The 26,108-nt window shown below is 62.7% G+C and carries 28 protein-coding genes; 14 read left to right on the top strand and 14 right to left on the bottom strand.

Annotated features, from left to right (window positions below):
- The first annotated feature begins 56 nt into the window (after positions 1-56).
- Entirely contained in the window at positions 57-1,283 is a 1,227-nt protein-coding gene (locus tag BLP76_RS15455; protein ID WP_092815314.1) for a c-type cytochrome, read from the top strand.
- A 49-nt stretch (positions 1,284-1,332) separates the two neighbouring features.
- Here the strand turns inward: BLP76_RS15455 and BLP76_RS15450 are convergent, their stop codons facing one another.
- Both BLP76_RS15450 and BLP76_RS15445 read right to left on the bottom strand, forming a co-directional pair.
- Complete coding sequence (locus BLP76_RS15450) at positions 1,333-1,545, bottom strand: hypothetical protein (protein ID WP_092815311.1); 213 nt, start codon at positions 1,543-1,545, stop codon at positions 1,333-1,335.
- A 193-nt stretch (positions 1,546-1,738) separates the two neighbouring features.
- Positions 1,739-2,179, bottom strand: a complete 441-nt coding sequence (locus tag BLP76_RS15445) for a YbaK/EbsC family protein (RefSeq protein WP_244514616.1) — start codon at positions 2,177-2,179, stop codon at positions 1,739-1,741.
- A gap of 147 nt (positions 2,180-2,326) precedes the next feature.
- Here BLP76_RS15445 and BLP76_RS15440 point away from each other — a divergent pair, with 147 nt between their 5' ends.
- Entirely contained in the window at positions 2,327-2,902 is a 576-nt protein-coding gene (locus BLP76_RS15440; protein WP_092815305.1) for a hypothetical protein, read from the top strand.
- On the opposite strand, the gene BLP76_RS15435 is transcribed toward BLP76_RS15440, so the two are convergent.
- Positions 2,889-3,812 (bottom strand): metallophosphoesterase family protein, encoded by a 924-nt coding sequence (locus tag BLP76_RS15435; RefSeq protein WP_092815302.1) that lies wholly within the window; start codon positions 3,810-3,812, stop codon positions 2,889-2,891. The genes BLP76_RS15440 and BLP76_RS15435 overlap by 14 nt on opposite strands.
- A gap of 92 nt (positions 3,813-3,904) precedes the next feature.
- On the opposite strand from BLP76_RS15435, the gene BLP76_RS15430 reads away from it, so the two are divergent.
- Positions 3,905-4,390: an NUDIX domain-containing protein gene (locus BLP76_RS15430; protein WP_420867627.1), complete on the top strand. Its 486-nt coding sequence runs from the start codon at positions 3,905-3,907 to the stop codon at positions 4,388-4,390.
- Positions 4,391-4,412: 22 nt separating this feature from the next.
- Here the strand turns inward: BLP76_RS15430 and BLP76_RS15425 are convergent, their stop codons facing one another.
- Positions 4,413-5,408 (bottom strand): glutathione S-transferase family protein, encoded by a 996-nt coding sequence (locus BLP76_RS15425; protein ID WP_092815299.1) that lies wholly within the window; start codon positions 5,406-5,408, stop codon positions 4,413-4,415.
- A gap of 440 nt (positions 5,409-5,848) precedes the next feature.
- Here BLP76_RS15425 and BLP76_RS15420 point away from each other — a divergent pair, with 440 nt between their 5' ends.
- The gene (locus BLP76_RS15420; RefSeq protein WP_092815296.1) at positions 5,849-6,343 is read left to right on the top strand and encodes a GNAT family N-acetyltransferase; all 495 of its coding nucleotides are present in this window, start codon (positions 5,849-5,851) and stop codon (positions 6,341-6,343) included.
- An 87-nt stretch (positions 6,344-6,430) separates the two neighbouring features.
- On the opposite strand, the gene BLP76_RS15415 is transcribed toward BLP76_RS15420, so the two are convergent.
- From BLP76_RS15415 to BLP76_RS15395, 5 genes are all read right to left on the bottom strand, one after another.
- Positions 6,431-6,925, bottom strand: coding sequence for a bacterioferritin (locus BLP76_RS15415; protein ID WP_092815293.1), 495 nt, complete (start codon positions 6,923-6,925; stop codon positions 6,431-6,433).
- 128 nt (positions 6,926-7,053) lie between these two features.
- A complete protein-coding gene (locus BLP76_RS15410; protein WP_092815290.1) occupies positions 7,054-9,120 on the bottom strand; it encodes a hypothetical protein in 2,067 nt (688 codons plus the stop codon).
- Positions 9,117-11,927 (bottom strand): DUF4159 domain-containing protein, encoded by a 2,811-nt coding sequence (locus BLP76_RS15405; RefSeq protein WP_092815287.1) that lies wholly within the window; start codon positions 11,925-11,927, stop codon positions 9,117-9,119. Before BLP76_RS15405 ends, BLP76_RS15410 begins: the two co-directional genes overlap by 4 nt.
- On the bottom strand, positions 11,924-12,823 hold the full coding sequence (locus BLP76_RS15400; protein ID WP_092815284.1) for a DUF58 domain-containing protein: 900 nt from the start codon (positions 12,821-12,823) through the stop codon (positions 11,924-11,926). Before BLP76_RS15400 ends, BLP76_RS15405 begins: the two co-directional genes overlap by 4 nt.
- A gap of 5 nt (positions 12,824-12,828) precedes the next feature.
- Positions 12,829-13,833 (bottom strand): AAA family ATPase, encoded by a 1,005-nt coding sequence (locus BLP76_RS15395; protein WP_092815281.1) that lies wholly within the window; start codon positions 13,831-13,833, stop codon positions 12,829-12,831.
- A 127-nt stretch (positions 13,834-13,960) separates the two neighbouring features.
- Between BLP76_RS15395 and BLP76_RS15390 the strand changes: the two genes are divergently transcribed.
- The 3 genes from BLP76_RS15390 to BLP76_RS15380 are packed head-to-tail and all read left to right on the top strand — an operon-like array spanning position 13,961 to position 16,421.
- A complete protein-coding gene (locus BLP76_RS15390; RefSeq protein WP_171904416.1) occupies positions 13,961-14,548 on the top strand; it encodes a DUF1285 domain-containing protein in 588 nt (195 codons plus the stop codon).
- Positions 14,545-15,192 (top strand): NUDIX hydrolase, encoded by a 648-nt coding sequence (locus tag BLP76_RS15385; protein ID WP_092815275.1) that lies wholly within the window; start codon positions 14,545-14,547, stop codon positions 15,190-15,192. Before BLP76_RS15390 ends, BLP76_RS15385 begins: the two co-directional genes overlap by 4 nt.
- Positions 15,189-16,421 (top strand): CCA tRNA nucleotidyltransferase, encoded by a 1,233-nt coding sequence (locus BLP76_RS15380; RefSeq protein WP_244514615.1) that lies wholly within the window; start codon positions 15,189-15,191, stop codon positions 16,419-16,421. Before BLP76_RS15385 ends, BLP76_RS15380 begins: the two co-directional genes overlap by 4 nt.
- Positions 16,422-16,502: 81 nt before the next feature.
- Here the strand turns inward: BLP76_RS15380 and BLP76_RS15375 are convergent, their stop codons facing one another.
- Both BLP76_RS15375 and hemF read right to left on the bottom strand, forming a co-directional pair.
- Positions 16,503-16,676: a DUF1059 domain-containing protein gene (locus BLP76_RS15375; RefSeq protein ID WP_092815272.1), complete on the bottom strand. Its 174-nt coding sequence runs from the start codon at positions 16,674-16,676 to the stop codon at positions 16,503-16,505.
- Between the two features lie 168 nt (positions 16,677-16,844).
- Positions 16,845-17,792, bottom strand: a complete 948-nt coding sequence (gene hemF / locus BLP76_RS15370; protein WP_244514614.1) for an oxygen-dependent coproporphyrinogen oxidase — start codon at positions 17,790-17,792, stop codon at positions 16,845-16,847.
- An 89-nt stretch (positions 17,793-17,881) separates the two neighbouring features.
- On the opposite strand from hemF, the gene BLP76_RS15365 reads away from it, so the two are divergent.
- A complete protein-coding gene (locus BLP76_RS15365) occupies positions 17,882-18,478 on the top strand; it encodes an HdeD family acid-resistance protein (RefSeq protein ID WP_244514613.1) in 597 nt (198 codons plus the stop codon).
- A 113-nt stretch (positions 18,479-18,591) separates the two neighbouring features.
- On the top strand, positions 18,592-18,822 hold the full coding sequence (locus BLP76_RS15360) for a hypothetical protein (protein WP_092815269.1): 231 nt from the start codon (positions 18,592-18,594) through the stop codon (positions 18,820-18,822).
- Between the two features lie 37 nt (positions 18,823-18,859).
- Here BLP76_RS15360 and BLP76_RS15355 read toward each other — a convergent pair whose 3' ends face one another.
- A complete protein-coding gene (locus BLP76_RS15355; protein WP_092815266.1) occupies positions 18,860-19,327 on the bottom strand; it encodes a tRNA (cytidine(34)-2'-O)-methyltransferase in 468 nt (155 codons plus the stop codon).
- Positions 19,328-19,434: 107 nt separating this feature from the next.
- On the opposite strand from BLP76_RS15355, the gene BLP76_RS15350 reads away from it, so the two are divergent.
- The 5 genes from BLP76_RS15350 (at position 19,435) to BLP76_RS15330 (ending at position 25,131) form a co-directional block, all read left to right on the top strand.
- Entirely contained in the window at positions 19,435-21,282 is a 1,848-nt protein-coding gene (locus BLP76_RS15350) for an ABC transporter ATP-binding protein (protein WP_092815263.1), read from the top strand.
- 215 nt (positions 21,283-21,497) lie between these two features.
- On the top strand, positions 21,498-22,103 hold the full coding sequence (gene petA / locus BLP76_RS15345) for a ubiquinol-cytochrome c reductase iron-sulfur subunit (protein ID WP_280139949.1): 606 nt from the start codon (positions 21,498-21,500) through the stop codon (positions 22,101-22,103).
- Positions 22,104-22,119: 16 nt separating this feature from the next.
- Positions 22,120-23,400 carry a cytochrome b gene (locus BLP76_RS15340; protein ID WP_092815260.1) on the top strand — a complete coding sequence of 427 codons (1,281 nt, stop codon included), beginning with the start codon at positions 22,120-22,122 and terminating at the stop codon, positions 23,398-23,400.
- A gap of 35 nt (positions 23,401-23,435) precedes the next feature.
- Positions 23,436-24,362 (top strand): cytochrome c1, encoded by a 927-nt coding sequence (locus tag BLP76_RS15335; RefSeq protein WP_092815422.1) that lies wholly within the window; start codon positions 23,436-23,438, stop codon positions 24,360-24,362.
- 226 nt (positions 24,363-24,588) lie between these two features.
- A complete protein-coding gene (locus tag BLP76_RS15330) occupies positions 24,589-25,131 on the top strand; it encodes an adenine phosphoribosyltransferase (protein ID WP_092815257.1) in 543 nt (180 codons plus the stop codon).
- Positions 25,132-25,168: 37 nt separating this feature from the next.
- Here the strand turns inward: BLP76_RS15330 and BLP76_RS15325 are convergent, their stop codons facing one another.
- Positions 25,169-25,651, bottom strand: coding sequence for a MaoC family dehydratase (locus tag BLP76_RS15325; RefSeq protein ID WP_092815253.1), 483 nt, complete (start codon positions 25,649-25,651; stop codon positions 25,169-25,171).
- Positions 25,648-26,097: a MaoC family dehydratase gene (locus tag BLP76_RS15320; RefSeq protein WP_092815250.1), complete on the bottom strand. Its 450-nt coding sequence runs from the start codon at positions 26,095-26,097 to the stop codon at positions 25,648-25,650. Before BLP76_RS15320 ends, BLP76_RS15325 begins: the two co-directional genes overlap by 4 nt.
- Positions 26,098-26,108: the final 11 nt, after the last annotated feature.

The raw sequence follows: 26,108 nt of genomic DNA, 5'->3' as shown, positions 1-26,108 counted from the left end.
CGTTTGAGCTCTAGTTTAAACGCTATCGCTAACCTCCGGGTGCTGCTCTTCCCACCATGAACAAGTTCTTTCCTGACCGACTGTCCTTATGGATTGGTCCGCTTGGCACGGCCGTCGTCGCGGTCGCCGTTGTTGCCGTCGTCGTGCTCGTCTCGGGCATTATCAACCTTGCCGCATCGATCCCTCATCCGGAGGGATGGGCGAATATCCTCCATTACGGCATGAAGCGGGCGGTGGCCTTTCATGCGGGTGATCTGAAGGAGCCCGACGATTTCGATGCCGACTGGCGGGTCGCGCAAGGTGCTGCGCATTACGGCCATGTCTGCGTCTCGTGCCACGGCGCTCCCGAACTCGGTCAGAACGCGGTCGTGCTGAAGATGCGTCCGCGTCCGCAGTACCTGGTCGAGTCTGTCGATCAGCTGAGCAACAAGGAGCTCGCCTGGATCGTTCTGCACGGTGTCAAGTACACGGCGATGCCCGCCTGGACCGACGCCGATCGCGAGGATGAAGCATGGTCGATGGCCGCCTTCCTGCGCAAGTTGCCGGAAATGGATTACGCCACCTACCGCGATCTCGCTTACGGGCAGGGGCGGTCGATCACGAAAAAGCTCGACGTCGAGTTCGGCGATCATTTCCCGGATACGCGCTCGCCGGCGGCCAAGCGGGCCGAGTATCGCTCCAGCACGCCAGCCAGCGGCTTTTTGGAATTCGCCATGCAGGACACGCTGCTTCCGATGTGCGGTCGCTGTCACGGTGAAGATGGGACGGGACGTGGCATCGGCGCATTTCCGAACCTCTCCATGCAGAACGAGCAATATCTGAAGAAATCCCTCGAAGCCTATGCGAGTGGCGAGCGCCACAGTGGCTTCATGCGCCCGGTCGCCACGCAATTGTCGCAGCCGCAGATCGAGGCTCTCGCAAAGTACTATGCCTCGCAGCCGGATGTTCGCGCTCCGGGGGCGGACAAGCTCGATCCGGCGCTCGTCGAAAAGGGACGCCAGATCGCCCAGGACGGCGTGCCGTCCCGAAATGTCGCCGCCTGCCTCTCCTGCCATGAACAGACGCAGTTCACGTCTCGCGTCTTCCCCAATCTGAGCGGCCAATATGCGACCTATACGGAGAACCAATTGAAGCTCTTCGCGAAGAACGATCGCGGCAATGTCGGGGATTACAATCCGATGGACGAGCTCTCCCATGCCTTGACGGATGAGGAGATGAAGGCTGTGTCTGCGTATTTTCAGTCGGTAGAGCCGGGCGAGTTGGTGCAAGAGAAGGCGCAATAAGGGGCGCGCTAGGTGCCCGGAAGTGAGCCGCCAACGCGGCTCACCTTATTTAGTGCGAACGCCCCTTTTCGACGTTCTCGGGCGTATCGAAACCTTTGCTCTGCCTCTTGGCCGAAATGTCGTCTTTGTGATCGGCGCCGATAACGGAACCTTCACGGCGATCGCTTGCTTTTTTGGTCCGCCAGCTCTGGACAATCGCAAAGACAAAGACTGCTAGGAGAGTCACCAGCGCGAGTGGAAAGATGATCTGTGATTCCGGCATTCCGTAAATTCCTCTATGGTGGCAGCAAGTCCACAAGAAGCGAACTTGCTACGCGGCGGAGATTTTCGTTCGTCTGCGGCGCAGCCGATCGAATTACGGACAATGAGGGGTTTGATCTATCGTTCCGGTTTCGGGCGGGAGGTTTCCTTAGCCTGCTCTGGTAAACTCTCAGGTAAGGAGGCCTGCCAGGGAGTCAGCCGACGCGAATGGCTTCTGCGCCGGTTGCGTCCTTGAGTTTGTGAGGCGCGACTTCGAAGACGGCGTTCGGCGCACCCGCTGCCGCCCAGACGGAATCGAAGGTCAGAAGATCCTCATCGATATAGGTGGCGAGCGGAGAGGTTGAGCCGAGGGGCGCGACGCCGCCGATTGCGAACCCCGTCAGCTCGCGCACGGTGCGCGCATCGACGCGCTGAAGTGCTTCGCCGAGCCTTTCTGCCATCTTCTCTTCGTTGACGCGGTTTTTGCCTGAGACGAGGAGAAGCACCGCTTCGCCGCTTTCTGCTTTCCTGAAGATCAAGGACTTCACGATCTGCGCGACGCTTGTGCCGCAGGCTTTTGCCGCGTCCTCGGCGGTGCGGGTCGTGTCCGGCATGTGCTCGACGGAGATATCGATGCCGGCCGCTCTTGCTGCCACTTTAACACGATCGCTGCTTCTCGTCGTCGACGCCATTCCATTTGCCTTTCTTTAACCATAGATAGCAGTGGAGACTGTGTGTCGGTGCCTGCCGCCGCGGAGGCTTTCTGGTAGCCTCCGCTCACAGTCCGCGAAAGGGAAACGAGGATGAACACGGTGCCAGCGACCGGGGCGACCGTTCGGAAGCTGCAGGAACGCATTCGTGAGGCGCGGATTCGCGAATCGGACCGGATGGATGGAATCGTCGATCTCAGAGAGACGGAACGTGCACGCCTTGAGCTTCTCGCTGAAGAGATGGCCGGCGTTGCCGAAGAACTCCCCGAGCGCGACCGCGATCGCTTCTTGCTGTCGATTCTGCCCGGTGATCCGCCGCGCTATTGGGTCGATGCGACGAGCTTCGTGATGATGGGGCGCGACAAGCGCACCTTTCGTTTTCTCCAAGACACGCTGAACGGGCGCATCGTTCTCGCCGAGGCGAATGATGCGGGGAAGATGGCGGACCGTGTCACCACGCATCTGGCGGAACGCATCGTCGAGCGCGAACGCGCGCTTGCAGCCGACGATGTGGAGACGGCGCGTCACCGAAGGCTTGCAGATGCACGGCAGATCCAGAATCACGCGCGCTCCCGCCTGTCCGGGTTTTGGGTTTTTCTCGCCTTCATCATCGGCATCGTCGTCGGCGCCTCAGCGCTTCTCGTTTATGCCTGGGTTACGGTCGCTTGATGTCGAACTGGACCCGCATGGCCTCCTTCACGCCGCCGCTTTCATCGAGGCAGCGGTGAATGACCGTGAGGTGCCAGCAATCGGGGCTCTCCTCCACCTCATGTAAGGCGTAGCCGCCCGACTTCGGTCCGTCGGAGGGGCCGCTGCTGCCGGCTGGCACGCCGATGACGGGAACCGTGCCGCGCGGCCCGCGAATGGCCGTCACAGCGCGGATGTGATCATGGCCGTGGAGGACGAGCTCGGCACCAAACCGCTCGACTGCGCGGCGCAGCCTGTACCCGTCCGTCAGTCGCCGAAGCGCGCGGCCTGGATCGATCAGCTTGGGCGGATGGTGCACGAGGATGACGCGGAAAAGCCTTTCGTCCCAAGCTTCCTGCAGCAAAGTTTCGAGCCGTGCCGTCTGTCTGCGGCCAAGGCGCCCCGTCGCCATGAACGGCGCCGAGGCGACCGCCGAGGACAGGCCGATGATGGCGACATTGCCCTTGCGCCGCATGAACGGAAAGATCGCCCGGTCGATATGTTCTGCGTCCTCCGTTTCGTCGATGTCGCCGCGCATCCACGGCGCCCACAGGGCGCGGTAGCGATGATGCGCGCGCGGCACATAGGCGTCATGATTGCCCGGAATGGCCGTCACCTTCGTCGGCGGCCCAAGCGCCTGCAGCCACAGCCGCGCGTTCTCGAATTCCTGCCGAAGTGCGAGATTGGTGAGATCGCCGGTGACCACGATATGGTCGGGATCGGCATCGACGATGTCGGTCGTGAGAAGGTCGAGACTGCCTTCCGTCATCGCCTGCTTGCGGTTCTGCCGCCAGTTGACGTAGCCGATGATGCGCTTGGAGGCGAGTTCGCGAAGACGAGGCTGCGGCAGGGCCGGCAGATGCACGTCGGAGATGTGCGCGAGGCGGAACATGATTTCGCCTATCGCGCTCTGGGGGGCTGTGCAACGGGCGGAAGCTTTGCCGTCGCCGGAAAGGTGTTCTGCGACCACGAAGGGAGGCGAAGATGAGCGAGCGACATAGGCCTCGGCTGAATGCGATGCAGCGGTTTGGCCAGCACGTTCTGCTCGCTTATGGGCGCGTCTCTCGCGGGATGACGCTCGGAGTGCGGGCGGCCTTGATTACCGATGCTCAAATTCTCCTCGTACGCCACACCTATTTGCCAGGCTGGTATCTGCCGGGCGGCGGCGTCGAATCGGGTGAAACGCTGCTTGAGGCTTTGACGCGGGAAGTGCGGGAGGAGGCGGGAGCGGAGCTCGATGGGCCCGCGGAGCTTTTCGGGATGTACCGCAATGCTCGCGCGCATCCGAACGACCATGTCGCGCTCTACATCTGCCGCAGCTGGAAAAATCTCGGAATAGACCCAAGGGGTGCGGAGATCGCAGACATCGGCACATTTCCGCTGGAGGATCTGCCGGAGGGAACGACGCCAGCCACCCGTGCGCGCCTCGCCGAAATGGCAGGCGCCGTGGCGCCTGCGCAAGATTGGTGAGCCAGTAATGCGGAGAATCGCGTCAGTCTTTGGGGATTCCCTCGCCGGGAAACCGGTCCCGATTGTGCGGGGAATCGAGCACCAAGAGCGGTCCGAGCGGCACGATGCGGGTCGGATTGATATTGGCGTGGCTGTAATAATAGTGCCGCTTGATATGCGTGAAGTTGACCGTCTCTTTGACGCCGTGGATCTGGTAGAGATCACGCAAATATCCCGACAGGTTTGAATAGTCCGAAATGCGGCGCTTATTGCACTTGAAGTGGCCGTGATAGACGGCGTCGAAGCGCACCAGCGTCGTGAAAAGCCGCCAATCGGCTTCTGTCAGGCGATCGCCGACGAGGAAGCGTTGGTCGTCGAGGCGCTGGTCGATCTCATCAAGCGTGTTGAAGAGGGCTTTGTAGTTTTCTTCGTAAACGGCCTGTTTGGTCGCAAAGCCTGCCTTGTAGACGCCGTTGTTGACGGTCTCGTAGACTTGAGCATTGATCTCGTCGATCGCCGCGCGCTCGCTTTTCGGATAGAAATCGAGATCGGCGCGTGCCCCGACACCGTCGAAGGCGGAGTTGAACATGCGGATGATCTCCGCGGATTCGTTGGAGACGATTGTCTCCTGTTCCTTGTCCCACAGGACCGGAACGGTGACGCGCCCGGAATAGTCGGACTTCGCCTTCAGATAGACCTCGTAAAGCCGTCTCAGGCCGTAGAGGTGATCGGTGTGCTCGTCGTCGAAGATCCAGCCTTCGGAAAGCATGAGCGGGCTGACGATCGACACACCGATCATCTCAGTCAGCCCTTTGAGGCGGCGGAAGATCAGCGTGCGGTGCGCCCAAGGACAGGCGAGCGAGACATAAAGATGATAGCGGCCGGGCTCGGCCTTGAAGCCGCCTTTGCCTGAGGGACCGGCTTCGCCATCGGGTGTCACCCAATTGCGGAAGATCGAAGCTTCGCGCTCGAACTTTCCGCCGGTCTTCTCGGTGTCGTACCACTGGTCCTGCCAGACGCCGTCGACCAACAAACCCATGAATTTCTCCCGTTCCCCGCTATGGGGCATCTCTGCGTCTTAAAGAAGCTCGGCCGGATCGACCAGACGTGTTTGGCCATCGGCGCTGCCCAAACATGTGGTGCGGGGCGGGGAAGACAAAGAGCTTAGTTGTCCTGACCGGCGCCTTTCGGTGGCTGTGTTTGCATGAGAAGCCGGAAGGCGCAGATTTTGACTGGCCCGGTTGGACGGCGGGACCGGAGGTTCGCTGTCTTTGACGCGCGAATAACGTCGCCTTGCCCGCAGCAGCCCATTGCGAGAACTCGTTGAAAGGCTGCGAGGCGTGTGATAGAGGGCGCGCCCATGTATCGGACATCGAAGATTCTGCGCCTCCGATGAGGCTCGTTCCGCCGCTCAGGGAGCGGCGGTTTCATGCTGCGCGATGAGCCGCGGCCATCTTCCTTCGAAAGCCAGCTGAGCCCATGTCCGATATTTTGATCCGGCCGGAAGCGCCGGACGACGACCCTGCCATCTCAAGCCTTGTTTCAAACGCCTTCGGGCCGGGCGCCTATGCGCGCGCCGCCTTTCGTGTGCGCGAGCAAGCGCCGCACGACCCGGACCTTTCATTCATCATCGATCTCGATGGAGAGCTCGCCGCGTCTGTCCGGTTGACGCCAATCGTCATCGGTTCGCACGAAGGCAGGCTTCTCGGTCCGCTCGTGGTCGATCCGCCTTTGAAGAGCCGCGGTTACGGCAAGGCCCTTGTGCGCCACGCCTTGGCGGAGGCTCGCGCCCTCGGTATCCGGTATGTGCTCCTGGTCGGCGATCCGCCCTATTATGGACCGCTCGGCTTTTCACCTCTGCCTCAGGGGCGGGTGAAGATGCCGGGACCGTGCGATCCGAGGCGCCTCCTGGTCGCGGAGCTGGAGGAAGGGGTCGCGGCCTCTTTAGAGGGCATGGTCGTGGGGCGGCCGTGACGTGCCGCACGCGGCAGCAAGCAAAAGCCCGCCCGCAAATCTGCGGACGGGCGATCGTTGAAAACTCTCAAGAATGATCGAGAGCGATCAGTCGTCTTCTTCTTCCGCGGCGACCGAGGAGATCTGACGCGCGAGGTAGAGCTGCGTGCCCAGCATCTCCATCAGATCCTGCTGCTCTTCGACGAAGCCGACATGCTCCTCTTCGTCGCCGAGAATTGTCATGAACAGGTTGAAGCTGCCGATATCGCCAGCTTCCTGACATTCCTGCGCAGCCTTGCTGTAATAGTCGATCGCCTCTTGCTCCATCGCCGCTTGGGTCTTGAAGATATGGGCGATGTCCTTCGGCTGATCGATCTTGTCGAGCGTATGGACGTCCGGCTTGCCCTCCAGGAAGAGGAGGCGGGTAAGGAAGAGATTGGCGTGCTCGCGCTCTTCGTCGATCTCTTCACGCATACGCTTTGCAAGGCGATCGACGCCCCAATCGTCCAGCTTGCGCTCCTGGAGGATGTAGGTGTTGACGGTGGTCAACTCCATCGTGAGAGCGCGCTGGAGATGCTTCAGGGAAACGTCTGACCCTTTCATCGCAATATTCCTTTCGTGTGAAAATTCGGGATGGCGGTAGGGGGTGAGGCAAAACCGAACTTAGGACTCAATGCAGATCGGCCAACGCCGAACAGCCAAACCGCGACGATCTGAGCCAGATTTTTTCTTTAGCGTCCCTCGCGCCACCACAAGGAGGCAAAGACGCCGAGGAGAAGGGCAAGGCCCATCAAGCCGCTGAAGAGGGGCAGGCGGTCGACGCTTTTCAGGATCGTTGCATCACTGCGCTTGAGACCGATCCAGCCGGAACCTGCCGCACTGGCGCGCCGAGAGACGGCGGCAATGCGGGGGATGCTGCCATTGTTGGAGGCAAGGCGCACGACACCGCCGCCCGTCGCTTCGGCGATCGGGGCGAGCTTGTCCGGGGTGCTGACGACCTCCCGAAATTCCACGGGATCTGCCACGCCGATATGGGCCAGTGCACTCATTTTGCCATCGCTGACCTTGTAGAGGCCAAGAGAGGCGTTATCGATGCGCCCCCGCCAAAGACCGGGTTCTGCCTCGCTCATCGGGATCGGTTTGGTCTTGTCGTCCGGCCCCGTCGCCGTGATCTCGGGTTTCTCGGAACCGAGCGTCTGTCGCTCTACGACCAGGCTGTTGCCGTCCGCGCGTGCCGTCAGCGCTTCTTCTTCAAGCTCCGGCTCGCCCATCAGCCAATGCACGATCCGTCTGAGGAGTGCACCGTGCGGGCCGCCGCCCTCGAAGCCTCGCGCCCACAGCCAGGCCTGATCGGAGAGAAGCATGGCGATGCGCCCTTCGTTCTCATGTGCGAGAACCAGAAGCGGTTTGCCGTCCTCGCCTTTGAGGGCGACATCGCCGGCCGTCACGTCCGTATCGATGAGGCGGAACCAGCGGCTCCAGCTTGGCGGCGAGGTATCCCCGCCGGGCAGGTCACGGGTGACGGGATGCTTGCGTCCGAGCTCGGTGATCTCCGCCCGGTAAGGCGCCTCTGTCACATTGCCGGTCGGGGCCGCCGGCAAAATGCCGCCGAGGGGCGTGGAATAAAGGCTCGCCGTTGACGCGTAATCAGGCCCGGCCGCAATCAGCACCGCCCCGCCATCGCGCACATACCGGGCGATGTTGTCGAAGTAGAGGATCGGCAGGACGCCGCGCCGCTGATAGCGGTCGAAGATGATGAGATCGAATTCGTCGATCTTCTCCGCAAAGAGCTCGCGTGTCGGAAACGCAATCAACGACAATTCGTGGATGGGCGTCCCGTCCTGCTTTTCCGGCGGGCGTAGGATGGTGAAGTGGACGAGATCGACGGCCGCGTCTGACTTCAGGACATTGCGCCAGGTGCGCTCGCCGGCATGGGGCTCGCCGGAGACGAGAAGCACGCGCAAATGCTCGCGTACCACGTCGATATCGGCGACGGCCACATTGTTGTCCGTAGTGAGTTCGCCTTCCGCCGGTTCGACCTCGAGTTCCACGATGGTGCGTCCGGCGTGCTCGATCGGAAGGTCGATGACCTGATCTTCACCGACCACCGCCATGTCGGTCGCGACCTCGCGCCCATCGATGCGAAGCGTCACGCGCACAAGACTTCCAGGAGAAAGCCGCGGATCGATGACACGGTAGGTGATGGTCTGATCTTCGCCCAGGATGGCAAAACGCGGTGCCCGTTCAAGCACGATGCGCCGGTCGTATTCGTCTTCCTCGCCCGTGATGAGCGCGTGGACGGGAGCGTTGAAACCGAGGCTTTCGGGAGATGAGGGGGTGTCGTGGACGATACCGTCGGTCACCATGATCGCGCCGCCGAGGCGATCGGGTGGCACGTCGTCGACCGCCTTGGAAAGCGCCCCGAAAAGCGCCGTGCCGCTGTCGTCGGAGGCGTCGCCGACATGGACTTCGCGCACTTCGAAGCCCGAAAGTGAGCCGATGCGCTCTTTGAGCTGTGCGACGGCCCGCTCGGTCTGCGCACGCCGATCGCCGATCCCCTGGCTGCCGCTGTCGTCGACCACGACGGCCACGACAGACGGCAGGGGCTCGCGTTCCTCTCTCTCAAGGACTGGGTTTGTGAGAGCGAAGACGAGAAGTGCGCCGGCAAGAAGCCGCAACCAGGCGCCCGACAGACGGCGAAACAAGACGTAGAGAGCGACGACGAGAAGAAGGCCGCCAAGCCCGCCAATGAGCCACCAGGGGAGCAGGGGCTCGAGATGAAAGACGAAATTGTTCATTGGCCGAGGCGCTCCAAGAGCGCCGGAATGTGGACCTGATCGGCTTTGTAATTCCCCGTCAGGGTGTACATGACGATGTTGACGCCGGCGCGAAACGCCATTTCACGCTGCCGCTGGTCGCCGGGAACGGTCGGGTAGAGAAAGCTGTTGTCGGCTGAAATCGCCCAGGCTGCGGCGAAGTCGTTGCCGGTGATCAGGATCGGCGAGACGCCATCGCCGCCGCGGGCCGGTCGTCCGGTATCGTCCGGCTGGTCGGCGATCGCTTCCACCCAGAGCTGTGACTGGTCCCAACGGCCGGGAAACGTGATGAGGAGATAGAAAGCCTTGGTCAGAACGTGATCGGGCGGCACCGGCTGCAAGGCGGGTACGTCGATCTCGGAGAGGATCTGCCGCAAGGCCTGCGTCTCTGGCGTGGCGCTGAGCGCCGAATTCGGCATCGGATTGCCGGCGTCGCGCGTATCGAAGAGGATCGTGCCGCCGTTCTGCATATAGGCATCGACCTTCGCCATCACCTCCGGAGAGGGCGGCGTCTGTCCCGCAGTCATCGGCCAGTAGATGAGCGCATAAAAGGAGAGTTCGTCATTCGCGAGATCGAGCCCAACCGGCTGCCCGGGTTCAAGCGCGGTCCGTCCAGCGAGGTATTCGGTCAGGCCTCTGAGCCCCGCCTTGCTGGTTTCGTCCACGAGCGTGTCGCCGGTGATGACGTAGGCGAGCCTGGTTTCGAGGGTGCCCGCCAGCGCCTCCTCGACTGAGACTTCCTGCGCAGAGACCTTGTTCGGCGAAACGATTACGACCAGAGCGGCCAGCACCAAGCCGGCGGTGACCGCTCGTCTCGGGACGAGGCGGCCCGAAAGCGCTAGGACCGCGAGACCGTCGAGCGCGGCAAGAAGCGCGGCAATGGCGAGGATCCACGGCCACAGAGGTTTTGCCCGTTCGGGCGCGAGCGAGCCGACCCGCCCCGACCAGCCGATGGCGCTGGGATCGAGAGGGGTCAGGTCCGTTTCGTCCGTCACCGTATTCAGGGCGCGAATATCGCCGCCGCGCTCGTAGAGGCCCGGGGGCGTGATGGCGCTTGCGGCTGCCGCATCGATGTCCGCGACGAGAGCGGCCTTTGATCCCGGCGGGCGCAGGCGTCCGTAGCCGTCAAGCACCGAGGCGGGTTTCCAGGGCGAACTGCGCGAAGGTGCGCGTGCGGGCGTCGGTACGGCGTCCCCGGAAGCCGCATTCTCCGGCTGCAGGCGGACGGCAGGCTTGGCCGTATCGACGATCGCACGCAGCATGTCGACGAAGGCGCCGGAGATCGGCAGGTTCGACCAGCGGGGATCTGCGGTCACATGGAAGAGGATGATGCGGCCCTGACCGCGTGTGACGGCCGTGATGAGGGGCGTGCCGTCGGAAAGCTCCGCCCAGGTCTCGGCCTGCGGCAGCGAGCGCGGCTCCGCCAAGATCTGGCGACGGATGCGCACATCGGCCGGGATTTCGATGGCCCGGAAGGGGCTTTCCGGCGAAAGCCGCCCGATCGCCTGTGGTTCTTCCCAGGAAAGCGAACCGCCGAGTGCGCGCTCGCCTTCGCGAAGTTCAACAGGCAGAAGCTCAGGATCGCTCGCGCCGATATTCGGGCTCGCGAAGCGCAGCAGCGTTCCGCCGGCCGCAATCCACCGGCGCAGCTTGTCGACGGTCTCCGGCGGCAGATTGCCTGTCTGGGTGAGGACGAGCACGGAGACGCCCGCAGTCAGAAGCTTGTCGATCGCCTGGGGCGAGGTTTCTCCGCTTTGCTCTTTGATGTCCGTATAAGGCGACAGAGCCCGCTCCACATAGGTGAGGGGGGCAAGAAGCGGTTGCGCGGCATCGCCCGCTTCTCCGGCGATCAGGCCGACGGATTTGCGGCGCCAGCGTCCGTCGAGGAGTTGCACGGCACCCGCGCTCTCCGCGCCGACGATTTCAAACCGCGCGATCTCGTTGCGCATCTCGGTCGGAAGCTGAATTTCCACGTCCGTATCGGTGTTGGCTGCAAGGTTCGTCTGGGTATCGACGAGACGGCGCCCCTCGCTGTCGAAGCCGGCGAGTGTGATCCCTGCCGCCGGCCCGATGCGGCTCACGCGCACGTCGGCGCGGTCTGCGGCATTGCGGGGCGGACGCAGGACGGAGAGCGCGGTGGGGGCCGTAATGAGGAGCGGGTCCGCATCGATGTTCTGAAGCGCGGCCGCGAAGCTGCCGCCATCACCGCCGTCGAGAACCGAGCCGATCCACACGACTTCCGCGGAGCCGGCCGGGAAGAGCTGGGCGAGCCTGTCCGCAAGCGCCTGGCGGTTGGCGGGGAAGGGTTCGGGCTCGATCGCGGCGAGACGTCTCGTCGCCTCGCTAGAGGAGGTTGGCGCGAGATTGGCGTTGGCCTCGCCGGCACTTGCCGCGATGGCGACCGGGCGGTCGTCCCGTCCGGCCTCGTCGATCAGCCTGGCGGCGACGTCGCGGCGCGTCGCAAAGTCCGGCGCGCTGTCCCAGCCATTGTCGAGGACGATGAGGAGCGGGCCTTGCCGCGTTTCTGCGAGATTGGCGGAGGGCTGCAGCGCAGGCCTCGCGAGAGCCAGGATGACGAGGGCAGCAAGCAAAAGCCGAAGCGCGGTCAGCCACCAGGGGGTCCGCCGCGGCGTTCGCTGCTCTTCCTGGATGCCGAAGAGGATGCGGGTCGGAGGAAAGATCTCCCGCGTCGGCCGAGGCGGCGTGAGGCGCAGGATGAACCACAAGAGCGGCAGTGCGGCGAAAGCCGCAAGCATCCAGGGCGAGAGAAACGCGAAATTGGCGATCATGCGCTCAAGCGCCGTTCGCTCGGGCCGGCAAGGCTCGATTGCAGAACGAGAAGCCCTTCCGAGGCGGGACGGTCCGTATGGTGCACGCTGAAGGAAAAGCCGGCTCGTTGTGCGAGGCGGGCGATCTCGTCGCGATGCGCGAGAAGCCTGGCGCGGTAGCCCTCCTTGAGAAGATCGGCCCGCTCGGCGAGCCAGGTGCCGCCGGTCTCCGGATCTTCGAATTCAAGGCGACCGCCATAGGGAAAAGTCTCTTCGGCCGGATCGAGAATTTGCAAAAGGTGCAAACGGGCCGTTTTCTCCCCTGCGTGACGGAAACGATCGTGGATCGTCTCAGGATCGGTGAGAAAATCGCTGACGATGACGACGTCGGAAAGGGGCTTGATCGGCGCCGTTGTCGGCCAGTCTTCGGCAAGGTCGCCACGCAGAAACGCTTCGGCAAAGCGCTCCGGCAGGTCGCGTCCGGGTCGGGCGGGAACAAGCCCCGGGATCCCGACACGTTCGCCCCCACGCCCCAGAAGCTCGGCAAGCGCCAGAACCAGGATAAGCGCGCGCTCGGCCTTTTCCTGTGTCGCAAGCCGCGAGCGAAAGCGCATGGAGGGCGAAAGGTCGGGCCACAGCCAGACCGTCTGTACGGCCTCCCATTCGCGTTCGCGGACGAAAAGGTGATGGTCGCGCGCGGATCGTCGCCAGTCGATACGCTTCGCCGGTTCGCCGGGCTGATAGGAGCGGTATTGCCAGAACGTCTCGCCGGTTCCCGGCCTGCGCCTGCCATGCGATCCGAACATCGCATTGGCGGCCACGCGATGCGCAGCGACCAGAAGGTCGGGCAGGCGTGCGGCGAGGCTTCGCGCGTCGGCGACCGATCCGGTGTGATGAGAGGGAGCGCCGGCTGCCATCGGCGTCAGAGGGCCTGCTCGATGGCCCGACGAATGATGTCCTGGACGCTCATGCCATCGGCGCGCGCTGCGAAGGTGACGGCCATCCGGTGCTGCAGGATCGGCAGAGCCAGTGCTTCGACGTCGTCGAGCGAGGGCGCAAGGCGGCCGTCGAGAAGGGCGCGAGCGCGAACCGTCACCATCAACGCCTGACTAGCGCGCGGGCCCGGCCCCCAGGCGATGCGGTCGGCCATTTCCGGCTGTGCTTCATCGGGGCGCACGGAGCGCACCAGTTTCAGGATCGTATCAATGATGCCGTCGCCGACCGGCATGCGGCGCACCAGCGATTGGATCGCCATCAATTGCTCGGCGTCGAGGACGGTCTCCGTCACCGCATTGTGGGCGCCGGTCGTCTCGAGCAGCATCCGCCTTTCCGATTGAAGATCGGGATAGAGGATATCGATCTGCATCAAGAATCGGTCGAGCTGGGCCTCGGGCAGGGGGTAGGTGCCTTCCTGCTCCAGCGGGTTCTGCGTCGCGAGCACATGGAAAGGCTGCGGCAGGTCGTGGCGTTGCCCCGCAATCGTCACATGCTGCTCCTGCATGGCCTGGAGCAGCGCCGATTGCGTTCGCGGGCTGGCGCGGTTGATTTCGTCGGCCATGAGAAGCTGAGCGAAGATCGGTCCTTGGATGAAACGGAAGGCGCGTCGTCCGTCGCCGCTTTCTTCCAGAACTTCCGCGCCGAGAATATCGGAGGGCATCAGATCCGGCGTGAACTGAATGCGGCGGGCATGCAGCCCGAGAACGGTGCCAAGCGTTTCCACGAGCTTGGTCTTGGCAAGGCCTGGCACGCCGACAAGGACGCCATGTCCGCCGGACAAAAGCGTGATGAGGGCCCGCTCGACCACGACGTCCTGACCATAGATCACCCGGCCGATCGCCTCGCGCACCTGACCGAGCAGGTCGACGGTCTTTTCCGCCTCGCGGACGATGTCGTCCGAATTGGTTTCTGGCTGCGTCATTGCACTCATTAGGCCTGATCCGTGGTTGCCGGTTGCCGCATCTGCCCCACACCTTCGTTTTCATGGCCGATTGTGTCATGCCGGGGGCGAAGAGATCTCAGCCTTTACAGATTAAGAGATGGACCGGAACGGGGCGATGGAAAGAGGAACAAAGAAAGGTGAACTGCCGCCGGGCCTCGCCGAGCTCATGCGCCGCGCCGGCGAAGGAGCCCCCGCGCGCCCGGTGGAGAAGTGGGATCCGCCCCATTGTGGGGTCATCGACATGCGCATCGCTGCGGATGGAACCTGGTTCTATATGGGCACACCGATTACGCGGCCGGCGCTCGTTCGTCTTTTCGCCTCGGTGATGAGACGCGAGCCGGACGGGGAGTATGTGCTGGTGACACCCGTGGAGAAGGTCGGCATCCATGTCGATGATGCGCCCTTTCTCGCCGTCGAAATGGCTGTGGACGGAGAGGCGGATGAGCGAAGGCTCACCTTCCGAACCAATGTCGACGACGTCGTCACGGCGGATGCCGAGCATCCCATCCGATTCGCAATCGAGCCGCAGACGCTTGGTGTGAAACCCTATGTGACCGTGCGGGCGGGCCTGGAGGCGCTTCTGACGCGTGCCCTCACGCACGACCTCGTCGACCTGGCGCAGGAGCGAAAAGGCGCTCTTGGCCTTATATCGGCGGGGACGTTCTTCTCTCTGCCGGACATCTCCGAAGACGGCGCAGGATGATCTCTTTGAAGGAAACGATTCCTTATACGGCGGACGAATTTCGCCGCCGCGCCGAAAACGCTTTCACGACGGAGGCCCATGCCCCGCGCGAATATGGCGACCATAGCATCAATCCCGAGCTTGCCACCATGTTCGCGGCGATGAAGCGGCGCGATGCGGCGGTTCTCGTTCCCGTCGTCGATTACCCGGGTGAAGCGAGGGTGATTCTGACCCAGCGCACCGAGCGCTTGAGCAGCCATGCCGGACAGGTCGCCTTTCCGGGCGGCAAGATCGATCCCGGGGAGACCGCCGAGGAAGCGGCACTGCGCGAGACCGAAGAAGAGATCGGTCTGCCGCGTTCGGCCGTCGAAGTGGTTCTGCGCGCGCCGGATTATCTCACGGCGTCAGGATTTCGCATTGCCCCGGTCTTGGCGGTCGTGAGGCCGGGTATGCCGCTCAGCCTCAATCCGCATGAGGTGGCGGCCGCATTCGAGACGCCGCTCGCCTTTTTGATGGATTCAAGCAACCACCGTAAGAAGAGCCGCATCTGGCAAGGCCGTGCGCGCAACTTTTTCGAGATGCCCTGGCAGGACCGATACATCTGGGGCGTGACGGCCGGCATCATCAGGATGCTCGCCGAAGAGCTTTATGGAGAGAAGATTTGAAACTGCCGAGCCTTGCCGGCCATCCCTTTCTCGAGGCGCCGGCGTTGAAGCGGGTGATGCACGCCTTGAAAAGCGAGGAGGGGGCGACGCGCATCGTCGGGGGCGCCGTGCGCAATGCACTTCTGGGGGAGCCCGTCGGCGACATCGACATGGCGACAATTTTGCTGCCCGAAGACGTCGTGGCGGCGGCGGAAGATGCGGGGCTGAAAAGCGTGCCGACCGGCATCGAGCACGGCACGGTGACGGTGATCGCCGAAGGTCACCCTTTCGAAGTGACGACGCTGCGGGCGGATGTGGAAACCGACGGCCGCCATGCAGTCGTGCGCTTCACGGACGATTGGGCCGAAGATGCAGGCCGACGCGATTTTACGCTGAACGCGCTTTACTGCGACGCGAGCGGCCACGTCTTCGACCCTCTTGGCGGCTACCCAGATCTCGCCGCACGCAATATCCGCTTTGTCGGCGATCCCGAAGAGCGCATCCGCGAGGATTATCTACGCATTCTTCGGTTCTTTCGCTTTTTCGCCTGGTATGGGGATGGGCGGCCCGATGCCGAAGGGCTGAAAGCGTCTTCTCGGCTGAAGGCCGGTATTGCCGTGCTCTCGGCGGAGCGTGTCTGGTCGGAATTGAAAAGGCTGCTCGCCGCGCCAGACCCTTCGCGCGCCCTACGCTGGATGCGCATCACCGGAACGCTCGACAAGGCTCTTCCGGAAAATTGGGGCATCGATGCGATCGAGCGGGTGGTTGCCGCCGAACGTGCCGAGGAAATCCCGCCCGATCCGCTCTTGAGGCTTATGGCGATCATCCCACCACACCGCTCGCGCATCGATCAGCTGGCAAGCCGTCTGCGTCTGGCGCGAAAGGAAACGGAGCGCCTGGTCTCCTGGGCTGAGACGCCCGAGCCGGAGAGCGAGCTTTCCGACGCGTTGCTGGCACGCCGGGCGTATTCTTCGGGCCGCCGCGCTCTCACGGACCGACTGTTTTTGGCACTGGCTCGCGATATGGAGAAGGACGACGAAAGGGCGGTCGCGGCTCGCAAGCGCCAGCTCGCCTTCGTGCGCGATTATGAGCGGCCGACATTTCCGCTGACCGGCAAGGATCTCCTTGCCGCAGGTTATCAACCCGGCCCGGAACTCGGCAAACTTCTGAACGAGCTGGAAGAACGTTGGCTCGAGGTTGATTTCGCGATCAGTCGCGAAGAGCTTCTGGCCTTGGCTCGCCGGCAATGACGGCATAGCGGCACCGCATTCGCTCGTGCGGTGCCGGGCCTCTCAGAGGCATCAATCGAGAAGGTCGTCGTGCGAGGACGACTATTCCTCGTGCACCTTGGCTTTGACCTTTTCCACCATCTTCGGCGTCATCTCCATCCCAGGATGGGCGGTGCGCACATGCTCGGAAACCTTCTGCAGAAGCTCCGCTTCCGTTTCCGCGCGGGCCTTGTAGGTGCAGCCGGGAACGAGTTCCCCACAGGTGATCGTTTTCATGGCTTCCTCCTTGCCTTGATGGCGCCGGACTTGCTGCCGACGCACTCTTCAATGTGAGCGATCGTTTGGCGGATTCAATGCCGCAAGACGTGCCTATAGTCGCATCTCGTCATCAAACGCAGGCCGCCCGAGGCAGAGGACATCCCCTGAAAGCCGCATGAGGAGGCCTTACGGCCAACGAACCTTGGGTGGCATCGACGACAGGATGGAGGCGACGTTGCCTCCCGTCTTGAGCCCGAAAATCGTGCCCCGGTCGTAGAGCAGATTGAATTCGACATAGCGTCCCCTGCGAACGAGCTGCTCCTCGCGCTCGGTCTCGCTCCAGGGTGTCGCAAAGTTGCGTTCCACGAGCTTCGGATAGATGTCGGCGAAGGCCTGACCCACTTTTTGCACGAAATGGAAATCGGCTTTCCAGCCGACCTCGCTGCCGCTGCCGGAATTCAAATAGTCGAAGAAGATGCCGCCGATGCCGCGCGCCTCGTCGCGGTGGGGAAGGTAAAAGTAATCGTCGCACCACGTCTTGAGACGCGGATAATCGACTTCCGTGTGGCTTCGGCAGGCGACTTCCATTGCGGCATGAAAATCGCGGCTGTCCGGATCGTCCTGGCTCCGCCGTTCGTCAAGGACCGGCGTCAGATCGGCTCCGCCGCCGAACCATTGGCGGCTTGTCACCACCATGCGCGTGTTCATATGTGCGGCCGGCACATGCGGGTTGCGCGGATGCACGATCAAAGAAATGCCGGAGGCCCAGAAACGCGGATCTTCGTCGGCGCCGGGGATCTGCCCGCGAAACTCTGGCGCGAATTCCCCGAAGACGGTCGAGCAATGGACGCCGGCCTTTTCGAAGACGCGTCCGTGCATCACCGACATGACACCGCCACCTCCGGCCGCACCGGAATGGTCGCTCCGATCCCACGGCGTGCGCTCGAAGCGGCCGGCAGGTGCCTCGCCGGCGGCGTCCTCCGGCACGGCATCTTCCAGGGCCTCCAGCCGACTGCAAATCGTGTCGCGAAGGGCCTCGAACCAGGCGCGGGCTTCTGCCTTTTTGGCATCGATGTCGTCCGGTACGCTGAGAGCGTCGAGATCCGGCCGGTAAAGGTGCATGTTGCGGCTCATTGTCTCGCGCTTAAAGCATGGCTTTGATCGCGGCAACCGAACTGCGTGGCTTGAGTTCCTTCTGGCAACGCGAAGATATGGAGATTGCCATGTATGAAAGCGATTTTGGCGGCCGCGACCCGAGAGGCCGCGAAATGCAGGAAACGCTGGCCGAACGCTGGGGCTGGCTCGTAGCCTTCGGCGCGATCGCACTGATCGGCGGGTTTTTGGGCCTGATCGCTATCGTGACGGCGACCGTTGCCAGCGTCTACTTGATCGGCTTCATGATGCTGCTCTCAGGCTTTGCCGAGGTGGCCCATGGCATCCAGTCGCGACGCTGGTCGCGCTTCTTCCTATGGATCCTGATTGGCGCGCTCTATGTCGTTGCCGCTGCGATGATTTTCGTGGCGCCATTGTTCGCCGCGGTGATCCTGACCTGGCTTCTTGGCATGGTGCTGATCTTCGCCGGCGGCGTGCGCACCTTTCTCGCATTCTCGATGCGCCCGCAGAGGCGGTGGGGATATGTCCTCGCTTCCGGCCTTCTCACCATTCTCATCGGCGTCGTCATCCTGATCGGCTGGCCTGCTTCGAGCCTTTGGGCCCTTGGCATCTTCCTTGCCGTCGATCTGATCGTGATCGGCTCGGCGTGGATCGCCATGGGCCTTGCTCTGCGGGATATCGCGCATCCAGGGTCTGACAGCGTGTGAACGGCTCCTGCGTTGCGTGCGATTCGCAGAGCACGGCGATTCGCTGAAGGCTTCGTGCTGCGCTATATTGCGCTCGGGCGCGGCCGGATATCGGCGCACCGGAGATTGGCGCGATGAACGGCGACTTCTCGCATAGACGCAGTGCAAGAGGATCGGCAGCCGAAGGTCTCGATATCTGGCGGCGCGAGACCTTCGTTCTGCCGAGGCCGCGGGCGCGAGAACGCGCCCGCGAATTCCTGCAGCGCTTTCCGCGCGAAGCCTATCAGAGCGAGGTTGAGAGCTGGCGCGAGCTGGACAATGGCGACATCGAGTTCACCATGCGCCGACTGCCGACAGCCGACTGACTTCATCTTTAGCGTCAGACCGGCGCACGCCTGAAACCTAAGTGGAAGAGGGAAGGCCGCCGGTCTGCCTCAGCGCTTCAAACAGCGCGATCGAGGCCGCATTGGCGACGTTGAGCGAGCGCGTCGCAGGCCGGATCGGGAGGCGCAGCAGCCGATCGACCCGGCCGCGGACATCGCTCGGCAGTCCTGCCGATTCCCGTCCGAGAAGCAGGATGTCGTCGGCAGTGAACGCGAAATCCGGCAGGCTCTCGCGTCCATGTGTCGTCAACGCGACGAGACGCCGGCCGGCTTCTCGCCTCCACATCTCGAAAGCCGCGAAATCGTCGTGCTCGCGAAGGGCTGCGAGTTCCACGTAATCCATCCCCGCGCGCTTCAGGTTTCTGTCGGAGAGGACGAAGCCGGCGGGATGGATGATGTGGACGGTCGCGCCGAAACACGCGCCGAGCCGAAGGATTGCCCCGGCATTCTGCGGAATGTCGGGTTGGAAGAGCGCGATATCGATCATGGCTGTCCGGCTAGGGGTTTGCGGAGGGGCTCTGCAGACGGAAGGCGAAGCGTGGCAAGAAGAAGCACGTCTTCTCGCCATCGCAAAGCCGCGCCATATAGGCATCCATGTTTCGTTTCTTCGAGCGCCTGATCGATCCCCTCAGGCCTGAACCCGCCCAACCTCCTGCAACGACGATGGCCTTCATCTGGCATTACGCGCGCCAGATGGGTTGGCCGCTGGCCGCGCTGCTGGCGACGGGGCTCGGTTCCGCCGTGACCGATGCCGTGGTTTTTTCCTTTATCGGCCGGCTCGTCGATATGATCGGCAGCGCCAACCGGGAGACGTTCTGGTCCGACCATGGCCTGACCTTGCTCGGGATGGCGTTCGTGGTGCTCGTCCTGCGACCCGCCTTCGTCATCGCCAACAGTCTGCTGAGCGAGCAGAGCGTGGCGCCGAATTTCGCCAATCTGGTGCGATGGCAGAGCTACCGGCATGTTCTGCGCCAGAGTGTTTCCTTCTTCGCCAACGATTTCGCCGGACGCATCGCCAACAAGGTCATGCAGACGGGGATCTCGCTTGCGGATTTCGTCACCGGCCTGGCGGAGACGCTTTGGACCGTACTGGTCTTCGCGATCACCGCTCTCGTCCTTCTGGGGCAGGCAGATCTTCGTCTGATGCTGCCCGTCATCGTCTGGCTCGGCGGCTATGTCCTCCTCGCTTACGTGACGATCCCGCGGCTGCGCGGGGCGGCAAAGCGCGTTTCCAACCAGCGCTCCATCGTCAATGGCCGCATCGTCGACAGCTATACGAACATCCAAACCGTAAAGCTTTTTGCCGAAGCCGAGACGGAGGAGAGCTTCGTTCGCCAGGCGATCGGCAGTTTCGTGGAGCGCTTGCGGATCTTGACGCGTCAGGTGACGACGATCCGCGCGGTCCTCACCGTCCTCAATGCGGGTCTTGTCGTTTCGATTGCCGTGACCTCGCTCTGGCTCTGGCAGGCGAACGCCATCACCGTCGGTGCCATTGCCACCGGCCTTGCGCTCGCCACGAGGCTGTCGACGATGGCCGGCTGGGTGATGTTCCAGCTGTCTGCATTGTTCAGGCATATCGGGATCGTCCAGGACGGGCTGGAGACGATCTCCCGGCCCCACGAGGTGCTCGACAAGCCGGACGCCAGCGATCTCGTCGTCAGCGGTGGTGAAATCAGCTTCGAGCACATTCGCTTTCATTACGGCCGCGGCGGCGGCGTGATCGAAGATCTGTCGTTGCATGTGCGCCCTGGCGAACGCTTAGGCCTAGTAGGCGTGTCGGGGGCCGGCAAATCGACTTTGGTGAGCCTTCTCCTGCGCTTTTACGATCTCGAAGGCGGGCGCATCCTCATCGACGGGCAGGATATTTCAGAGGTGACGCAGGCCTCGTTGCGGGCCGCTATCGGTGTCGTCACGCAGGACACGGCTCTTTTGCATCGCTCAGTTCGAGACAACATCGTCTACGGGCGGCCGGATGCAGATGAAGATCAGTACGAAGAGGCGGCGCGGGCCGCCGAAGCGGCCGAGTTCATCGACAATCTTTCCGATCATCGTGGTCGTTCGGGCTACGACGCTCTCGTCGGTGAGCGCGGCGTGAAGCTGTCGGGCGGTCAGCGCCAGCGGATCGCCATCGCGCGGGTCCTGCTCAAGGATGCTCCGATCCTGGTTCTCGATGAAGCCACCTCCGCGCTCGATTCGGAGGCGGAGGCCGCGATTCAGGAAAATCTTGAGCGGTTGATGCAAGGCAAGACGGTCATCGCCATCGCCCACCGTTTGTCGACGATTGCTGCTATGGATCGTCTTGTCGTCCTTGATCGTGGGCAGATTGTCGAAACCGGCACACACCAGACATTGCTCCAAAAAAACGGTGTCTACGCAAAGCTATGGGAACGCCAGTCCGGTGGTTTCTTGGCGCCGCGCGAGATCAGCCTCGACGTTGCTTGACGCAAAGTGGAGGATGGGGCGCGACATTGTGGCGTGTTCGTCTAAGCGTCACTGGACAAGCCTTGGGCAAGGGTGACAAATGAAACCAGGGGCGCTAAGAGGCCGCGCGCTTGGTCTTCGCTGGGAGCTGCGTGGAGCAAGCGGAGTCGGCTGGCTGTCGCGTCTTCGCGCTCTTCCAGTCGCAAATGGCCGTCCGACCTGCGAGGGTAGAATTCGTGTCCGCTAATACATATCCGACTACCGTTCCTGATTCCGCCGCTGCGCCAGATCCGCACAGCAGTGAACCGTCGAGACGAGACTTTTTCGTCATCGCCACGGGCGCTGCCGCGGTCGTGGCCGTAGCTGGGTTGGCATGGCCGTTCATCGATCAGATGAATCCGGATGCCTCCGCCTTGGCGCTTGCTTCGATCGATGTCGACATCTCCGCCATGGAGGCGGGGCAGTCGATCACGGTGATGTGGCGCGGCAAGCCCGTGTTCATCCGTTACCGCACCCCTGAAGAGGTGGAAGCGGCGAAGAATACGCCTCTCTCGGACCTTAAGGATCCGATCGCACGCAACGACAATCTCGATAGCAACGCGCCGGCGACCGATGAAAATCGCGCCGCACCGGGTCGTGAAGAGTTTCTCGTGATGGTCGGCATCTGCACCCATCTCGGCTGCGTGCCGATGGGCGAGGCGGGTGATTACAACGGCTGGTTCTGCCCCTGCCACGGCTCGGTCTACGACACGGCCGGGCGTATTCGTCACGGGCCGGCGCCGGAGAACATGTTGATCCCCACCACGGCCTTCAGCGACGACAACACAATCACGATCGGCTGAGCGGCGGAGAACGAGAATGCAGGGTACATCCGAATACCAACCGCGCACCGGCATTGAACGCTGGATCGATTCGCGCATGCCGCTCCCGCGGCTCATGTACGATTCCTTTATCGCCTATCCGATCCCGCGGAACCTCAACTATTCCTATGCCTTTGGCGCGATCCTGAGCCTCGTACTCGTGGTTCAGATCCTCACCGGCGTCGTGCTGGCGATGCACTATGCCGCCAATTCCGCGATCGCCTTCAATTCCGTCGAGCAGATCATGCGCGACGTGAACTACGGCTGGCTGTTGCGCTACATGCACGCCAACGGATCGTCGATGTTCTTCATCGCGGTCTACATCCACATGTTCCGCGGCCTTTATTACGGTTCCTACAAGGCACCGCGCGAAATTCAGTGGATCCTGGGCGTCATCCTCTTCCTCTTGATGATGGCGACGGCCTTCATGGGTTACGTGCTTCCTTGGGGTCAGATGAGCTTCTGGGGCGCCACCGTCATCACCAACCTGTTCTCGGCCATTCCGCTGGTCGGCGAAGGCATCACCCACTGGCTGTGGGGCGGTTTCGCGGTCGGCAATCCGACGCTGAACCGGTTCTTCTCGCTGCATTATCTGCTGCCGTTCATGATCGTCGGCGTGGTCATTCTCCACGTCTGGGCGTTCCATGTGACCGGCCAGACCAACCCGACGGGCGTCGAGCCGAAGTCGCGCAGCGACGTGGTGCCGTTCACGCCGCACGCGACCATGAAGGACGCGGTGGCGATGGTCGCCTTCGCGCTGTTCTTCGCGTGGTTCTTGTTCTACCTGCCGAACTATCTCGGCCATCCGGACAATTACACGCTGGCCAACCCGCTGGTGACGCCTCCGCACATCGTGCCGGAATGGTACTTCCTGCCGTTCTACGCGATCCTGCGGGCCATCCCGTCCAAGCTCGGCGGCGTGATCGCGATGTTCGCTTCGATCATCGTTCTGTTCTTCCTGCCATGGCTGGACAGGTCGAAGGTGCAGTCGGCGGCGTATCGCCCGCTCTATCGCATCTTCTTCTGGATCTTCGTGGTCAACGTCATCTGCCTCGGCTACTTCGGCGCCAAGCCGCCGGAAGGCTGGTACGTGCTCGCTACGCAGCTGCTGACGGCATACTATTTCGTCCACTTCCTCATCATCTTCCCGCTGCTGGGGTACATCGAGAAGCCGAGGCCTCGCCCGACTTCCATCACCGAGGCTGTGCTTTCCAAGCATAAGAGCGGGGGTGGCGGAACGCCGGCCGAAGCGGCGGCCTCCCCGGAACGACGCGGCTGATGCGAGACGGAACTGCGACAAAAATCATGACGACAATGCTTAAATCCATAACGCGTCTTTCGGCAGCTGGTGTTCTCGTTCTGGCCGGACTGTCCGTGGCGGCAGCCCAGCAAGACGCTCCGGCGGCTCCGGAGTCCCCGGAGGCCAAACCCGAAGAAACGGCACTCCCTCATTTCCCGCTCGAAGAGCCGGAAGAGATGGAGTGGAGCTTCGCCGGGCCGTTCGGCAAATTCGATCAGCAGCAGCTGCAGCGCGGCTTCCAGGTCTACCGGGAAGTCTGCTCGGCCTGCCACTCGATGAAGCTGGTGCCGTTCCGTGCTCTCGGCTGGGAGGGCGGCCCCCACTTCTCCGAAGAGGAGGTGGAAGCGCTCGCGGCCGAATATCAGATCCAGGACGGTCCGGACGACACGGGTGAGATGTTTGAGCGGCCGGGCCGGCCGTCGGACTATTTCCCGGCTCCGTTCCCGAACGACGAAGCGGCCCGCTACGCCAACGGCGGCGCTGTCCCGCCGGATATGTCCGTGCTGGCCAAGGCGCGCGGTGTGGAACGCGGCTTCCCTCAGTTCCTGATCGATATCTTCACCACCTATCAGGAGGGCGGCCCGGATTACATCCACGCGCTTCTGACGGGCTATGAGGACGAGGCGCCTGAAGGCGTGACGGTGCTCCCGGGGCAGTACTACAACCCGCATTACATGTACGCTGCCGCCCTGGCGATGCCGCCCCCCTTGTTCGAGGACCTGGTCGAGTATGCGCAGAACCAGGACGATGATCCCAACAACGACGTCCCGCAGACGGTGGATCAGTATTCCCGCGACGTGGCTGCGTTCCTGATGTGGGCGGCCGAGCCGCACATGGAGGCGCGCAAGTCGATGGGCTTCACCGTGATCGCCTTTCTGCTCGTCTTCTGCGGTCTCGTCTATTACGTGAAGCGCAAGGTCTGGGCGAACGTGGAGCACTGATCTCCGCGCACTCGGATCAGAATTTTCGATGGCCGCGGCTTGTCCGCGGCCATTTCTTTTGGGCCGGCGGAAGACCCATGCTTCGGTCTCTGAGGTCATTTCCGTGGACTGCACGGCAGCCATTGTCCGGCGGCAAGATGCCCATCTGGCCGTCGCGTCTCTCCGGTGTTAAGCCACTGGCTGGCCGCACAAAAGCGGACGCATGCTGAGGCAGCTGGAGCGAGGGATGAACAGCCTGATCGACACGCTCGAGAGCACCATCCGGACAATTCCGGATTATCCGAAGCCGGGAATCGCGTTTCGCGACATCACCACCCTTTTGGGGGATGCGCGCGCCTTCCGGCGTGCGGTCGATGAACTGGTTCAGCCCTGGGCCGGCTCCAAGATCGACAAGGTCGCCGGCATCGAGGCCCGCGGCTTCATCCTGGGTGGCGCTGTGGCGCACCAGCTGTCCGCCGGCTTCGTGCCGATCCGCAAAAAGGGCAAGCTGCCATACGATACCGTGCGGATCGCCTACAGCCTCGAATATGGGCTGGATGAAATGGAGATCCACAAGGATGCGATTCGTCCGCAGGAAAAGGTGATCCTCGTCGACGATCTCATCGCGACCGGCGGTTCAGCCGATGCTGCGATCCGCCTGATGCAGCAGATCGGCGCCGATGTGATCGCCGCGGTCTTCGTCATCGATCTGCCGGATCTCGGCGGTGCGGCCAAGTTGGAGAAGCTTGGCGTGCCCGTTCGCACGCTTGTCAGCTTCGCTGGCGACTGAGGGCGAGCATCTGGGATCCTCTCCAGGCGCCTGAGGTCTATTGCCCGTCTGCGGGCTTCTCACGCCTCACAAAGACCTTCCCGATAAAGGTGTAGGCGAGTTCTCCGTCCTGCTTGTGGGCCTCGTTGCGCATGATGACGAGGCCCCATTCGGGACGTGAAGCACTCTCCTTCTTGTCGATGATTTCGGTCGTATAGGTCAGCGTGTCACCCGCAAAAACCGGCTTCACCCATTTGAGGGCTTCGAAGCCAGGGGAGGGGCCGGCATTGCGCGGATCGAAGTCGCCGCCCCGCTCTGCCTCTTCTTTGGCATAGGCGATCCAGAGTTTCATGAAGATCGCCGCCGTGTGCCATCCGGAGGCGGCGAGCCGTCCGAAGGGCCCGTTTTGCGCAGCTTCTTCGCTGAGATGGAAATCCTGCGGGTCGAAGGCCTCTGCGAAACGGACGATCTCCTCGCTCGAGAAATGATATGAGCCGAGTTCGATACGCTCGCCGATCTGGATCGCTTCGAACGTTTTCATGTCGCCGCCTCGCGGAGCCGGAAGGCGATCGGGTTTGTCATCGTCAGGACGAGCTGACCGTTCTCGTTGGCAACGCGATGTTCGAAACGGACGACGCCGAGATGTGGACGGCTTGCGGAAGTTCGCTTTTCAAGGACGAGCGAGACGCCCGTGAGTCGGTCGCCGGGCCGTACCGGCTTGAGCCAGCGAGCCTCCTCGATGCCGGACGAGCCCATCGAGGCGGCCTCTTTCAGCCAGCCATCGTACATCATGCGCATGAACATCGCCGAGCTGTGCCAGCCCGATGCGGCGAGGCCGCCAAGCATGCTTGACGCCGCGGCGGCTTCGTCGAGATGGAACGGCTGAGGGTCGAACTCCGCCGCAAAGGCAATGATCGCCTCGCGGCTCACGGCATAGGGCGCAAGGGGCAGCTCAAGGCCGGGATGAAAATCCTCGAAATGCAACATGCCCCATTCTT

It is taken from the genome of Afifella marina DSM 2698 (genome assembly GCF_900102695.1).
Lineage (GTDB): Bacteria > Pseudomonadota > Alphaproteobacteria > Rhizobiales > Afifellaceae > Afifella > Afifella marina.
This window is presented reverse-complemented; position numbering and strand designations above follow the sequence as displayed.

What these genes read in the sequence shown, in the direction of transcription:
- BLP76_RS15320 (WP_092815250.1), bottom strand. Translation starts at nt 26,097, where the DNA reads ATGTTGCATTTCGAGGATTTTCATCCCGGCCTTGAGCTGCCCCTTGCG.
- BLP76_RS15455 (WP_092815314.1), top strand. Translation starts at nt 57, where the DNA reads ATGAACAAGTTCTTTCCTGACCGACTGTCCTTATGGATTGGTCCGCTT.
- BLP76_RS15425 (WP_092815299.1), bottom strand. Translation starts at nt 5,408, where the DNA reads ATGGGTTTGTTGGTCGACGGCGTCTGGCAGGACCAGTGGTACGACACC.
- BLP76_RS15430 (WP_420867627.1), top strand. Translation starts at nt 3,905, where the DNA reads ATGAGCGAGCGACATAGGCCTCGGCTGAATGCGATGCAGCGGTTTGGC.
- BLP76_RS15450 (WP_092815311.1), bottom strand. Translation starts at nt 1,545, where the DNA reads ATGCCGGAATCACAGATCATCTTTCCACTCGCGCTGGTGACTCTCCTA.
- BLP76_RS15405 (WP_092815287.1), bottom strand. Translation starts at nt 11,927, where the DNA reads ATGATCGCCAATTTCGCGTTTCTCTCGCCCTGGATGCTTGCGGCTTTC.
- BLP76_RS15365 (WP_244514613.1), top strand. Translation starts at nt 17,882, where the DNA reads ATGTATGAAAGCGATTTTGGCGGCCGCGACCCGAGAGGCCGCGAAATG.
- BLP76_RS15350 (WP_092815263.1), top strand. Translation starts at nt 19,435, where the DNA reads ATGTTTCGTTTCTTCGAGCGCCTGATCGATCCCCTCAGGCCTGAACCC.
- BLP76_RS15390 (WP_171904416.1), top strand. Translation starts at nt 13,961, where the DNA reads ATGGAAAGAGGAACAAAGAAAGGTGAACTGCCGCCGGGCCTCGCCGAG.
- BLP76_RS15375 (WP_092815272.1), bottom strand. Translation starts at nt 16,676, where the DNA reads ATGAAAACGATCACCTGTGGGGAACTCGTTCCCGGCTGCACCTACAAG.
- BLP76_RS15420 (WP_092815296.1), top strand. Translation starts at nt 5,849, where the DNA reads ATGTCCGATATTTTGATCCGGCCGGAAGCGCCGGACGACGACCCTGCC.
- BLP76_RS15395 (WP_092815281.1), bottom strand. Translation starts at nt 13,833, where the DNA reads ATGAGTGCAATGACGCAGCCAGAAACCAATTCGGACGACATCGTCCGC.
- BLP76_RS15355 (WP_092815266.1), bottom strand. Translation starts at nt 19,327, where the DNA reads ATGATCGATATCGCGCTCTTCCAACCCGACATTCCGCAGAATGCCGGG.
- hemF (WP_244514614.1), bottom strand. Translation starts at nt 17,792, where the DNA reads ATGAGCCGCAACATGCACCTTTACCGGCCGGATCTCGACGCTCTCAGC.
- BLP76_RS15340 (WP_092815260.1), top strand. Translation starts at nt 22,120, where the DNA reads ATGCAGGGTACATCCGAATACCAACCGCGCACCGGCATTGAACGCTGG.
- BLP76_RS15360 (WP_092815269.1), top strand. Translation starts at nt 18,592, where the DNA reads ATGAACGGCGACTTCTCGCATAGACGCAGTGCAAGAGGATCGGCAGCC.
- BLP76_RS15400 (WP_092815284.1), bottom strand. Translation starts at nt 12,823, where the DNA reads ATGGCAGCCGGCGCTCCCTCTCATCACACCGGATCGGTCGCCGACGCG.
- BLP76_RS15325 (WP_092815253.1), bottom strand. Translation starts at nt 25,651, where the DNA reads ATGAAAACGTTCGAAGCGATCCAGATCGGCGAGCGTATCGAACTCGGC.
- BLP76_RS15440 (WP_092815305.1), top strand. Translation starts at nt 2,327, where the DNA reads ATGAACACGGTGCCAGCGACCGGGGCGACCGTTCGGAAGCTGCAGGAA.
- BLP76_RS15335 (WP_092815422.1), top strand. Translation starts at nt 23,436, where the DNA reads ATGCTTAAATCCATAACGCGTCTTTCGGCAGCTGGTGTTCTCGTTCTG.
- BLP76_RS15410 (WP_092815290.1), bottom strand. Translation starts at nt 9,120, where the DNA reads ATGAACAATTTCGTCTTTCATCTCGAGCCCCTGCTCCCCTGGTGGCTC.
- BLP76_RS15330 (WP_092815257.1), top strand. Translation starts at nt 24,589, where the DNA reads ATGAACAGCCTGATCGACACGCTCGAGAGCACCATCCGGACAATTCCG.
- BLP76_RS15435 (WP_092815302.1), bottom strand. Translation starts at nt 3,812, where the DNA reads ATGTTCCGCCTCGCGCACATCTCCGACGTGCATCTGCCGGCCCTGCCG.
- BLP76_RS15385 (WP_092815275.1), top strand. Translation starts at nt 14,545, where the DNA reads ATGATCTCTTTGAAGGAAACGATTCCTTATACGGCGGACGAATTTCGC.
- BLP76_RS15415 (WP_092815293.1), bottom strand. Translation starts at nt 6,925, where the DNA reads ATGAAAGGGTCAGACGTTTCCCTGAAGCATCTCCAGCGCGCTCTCACG.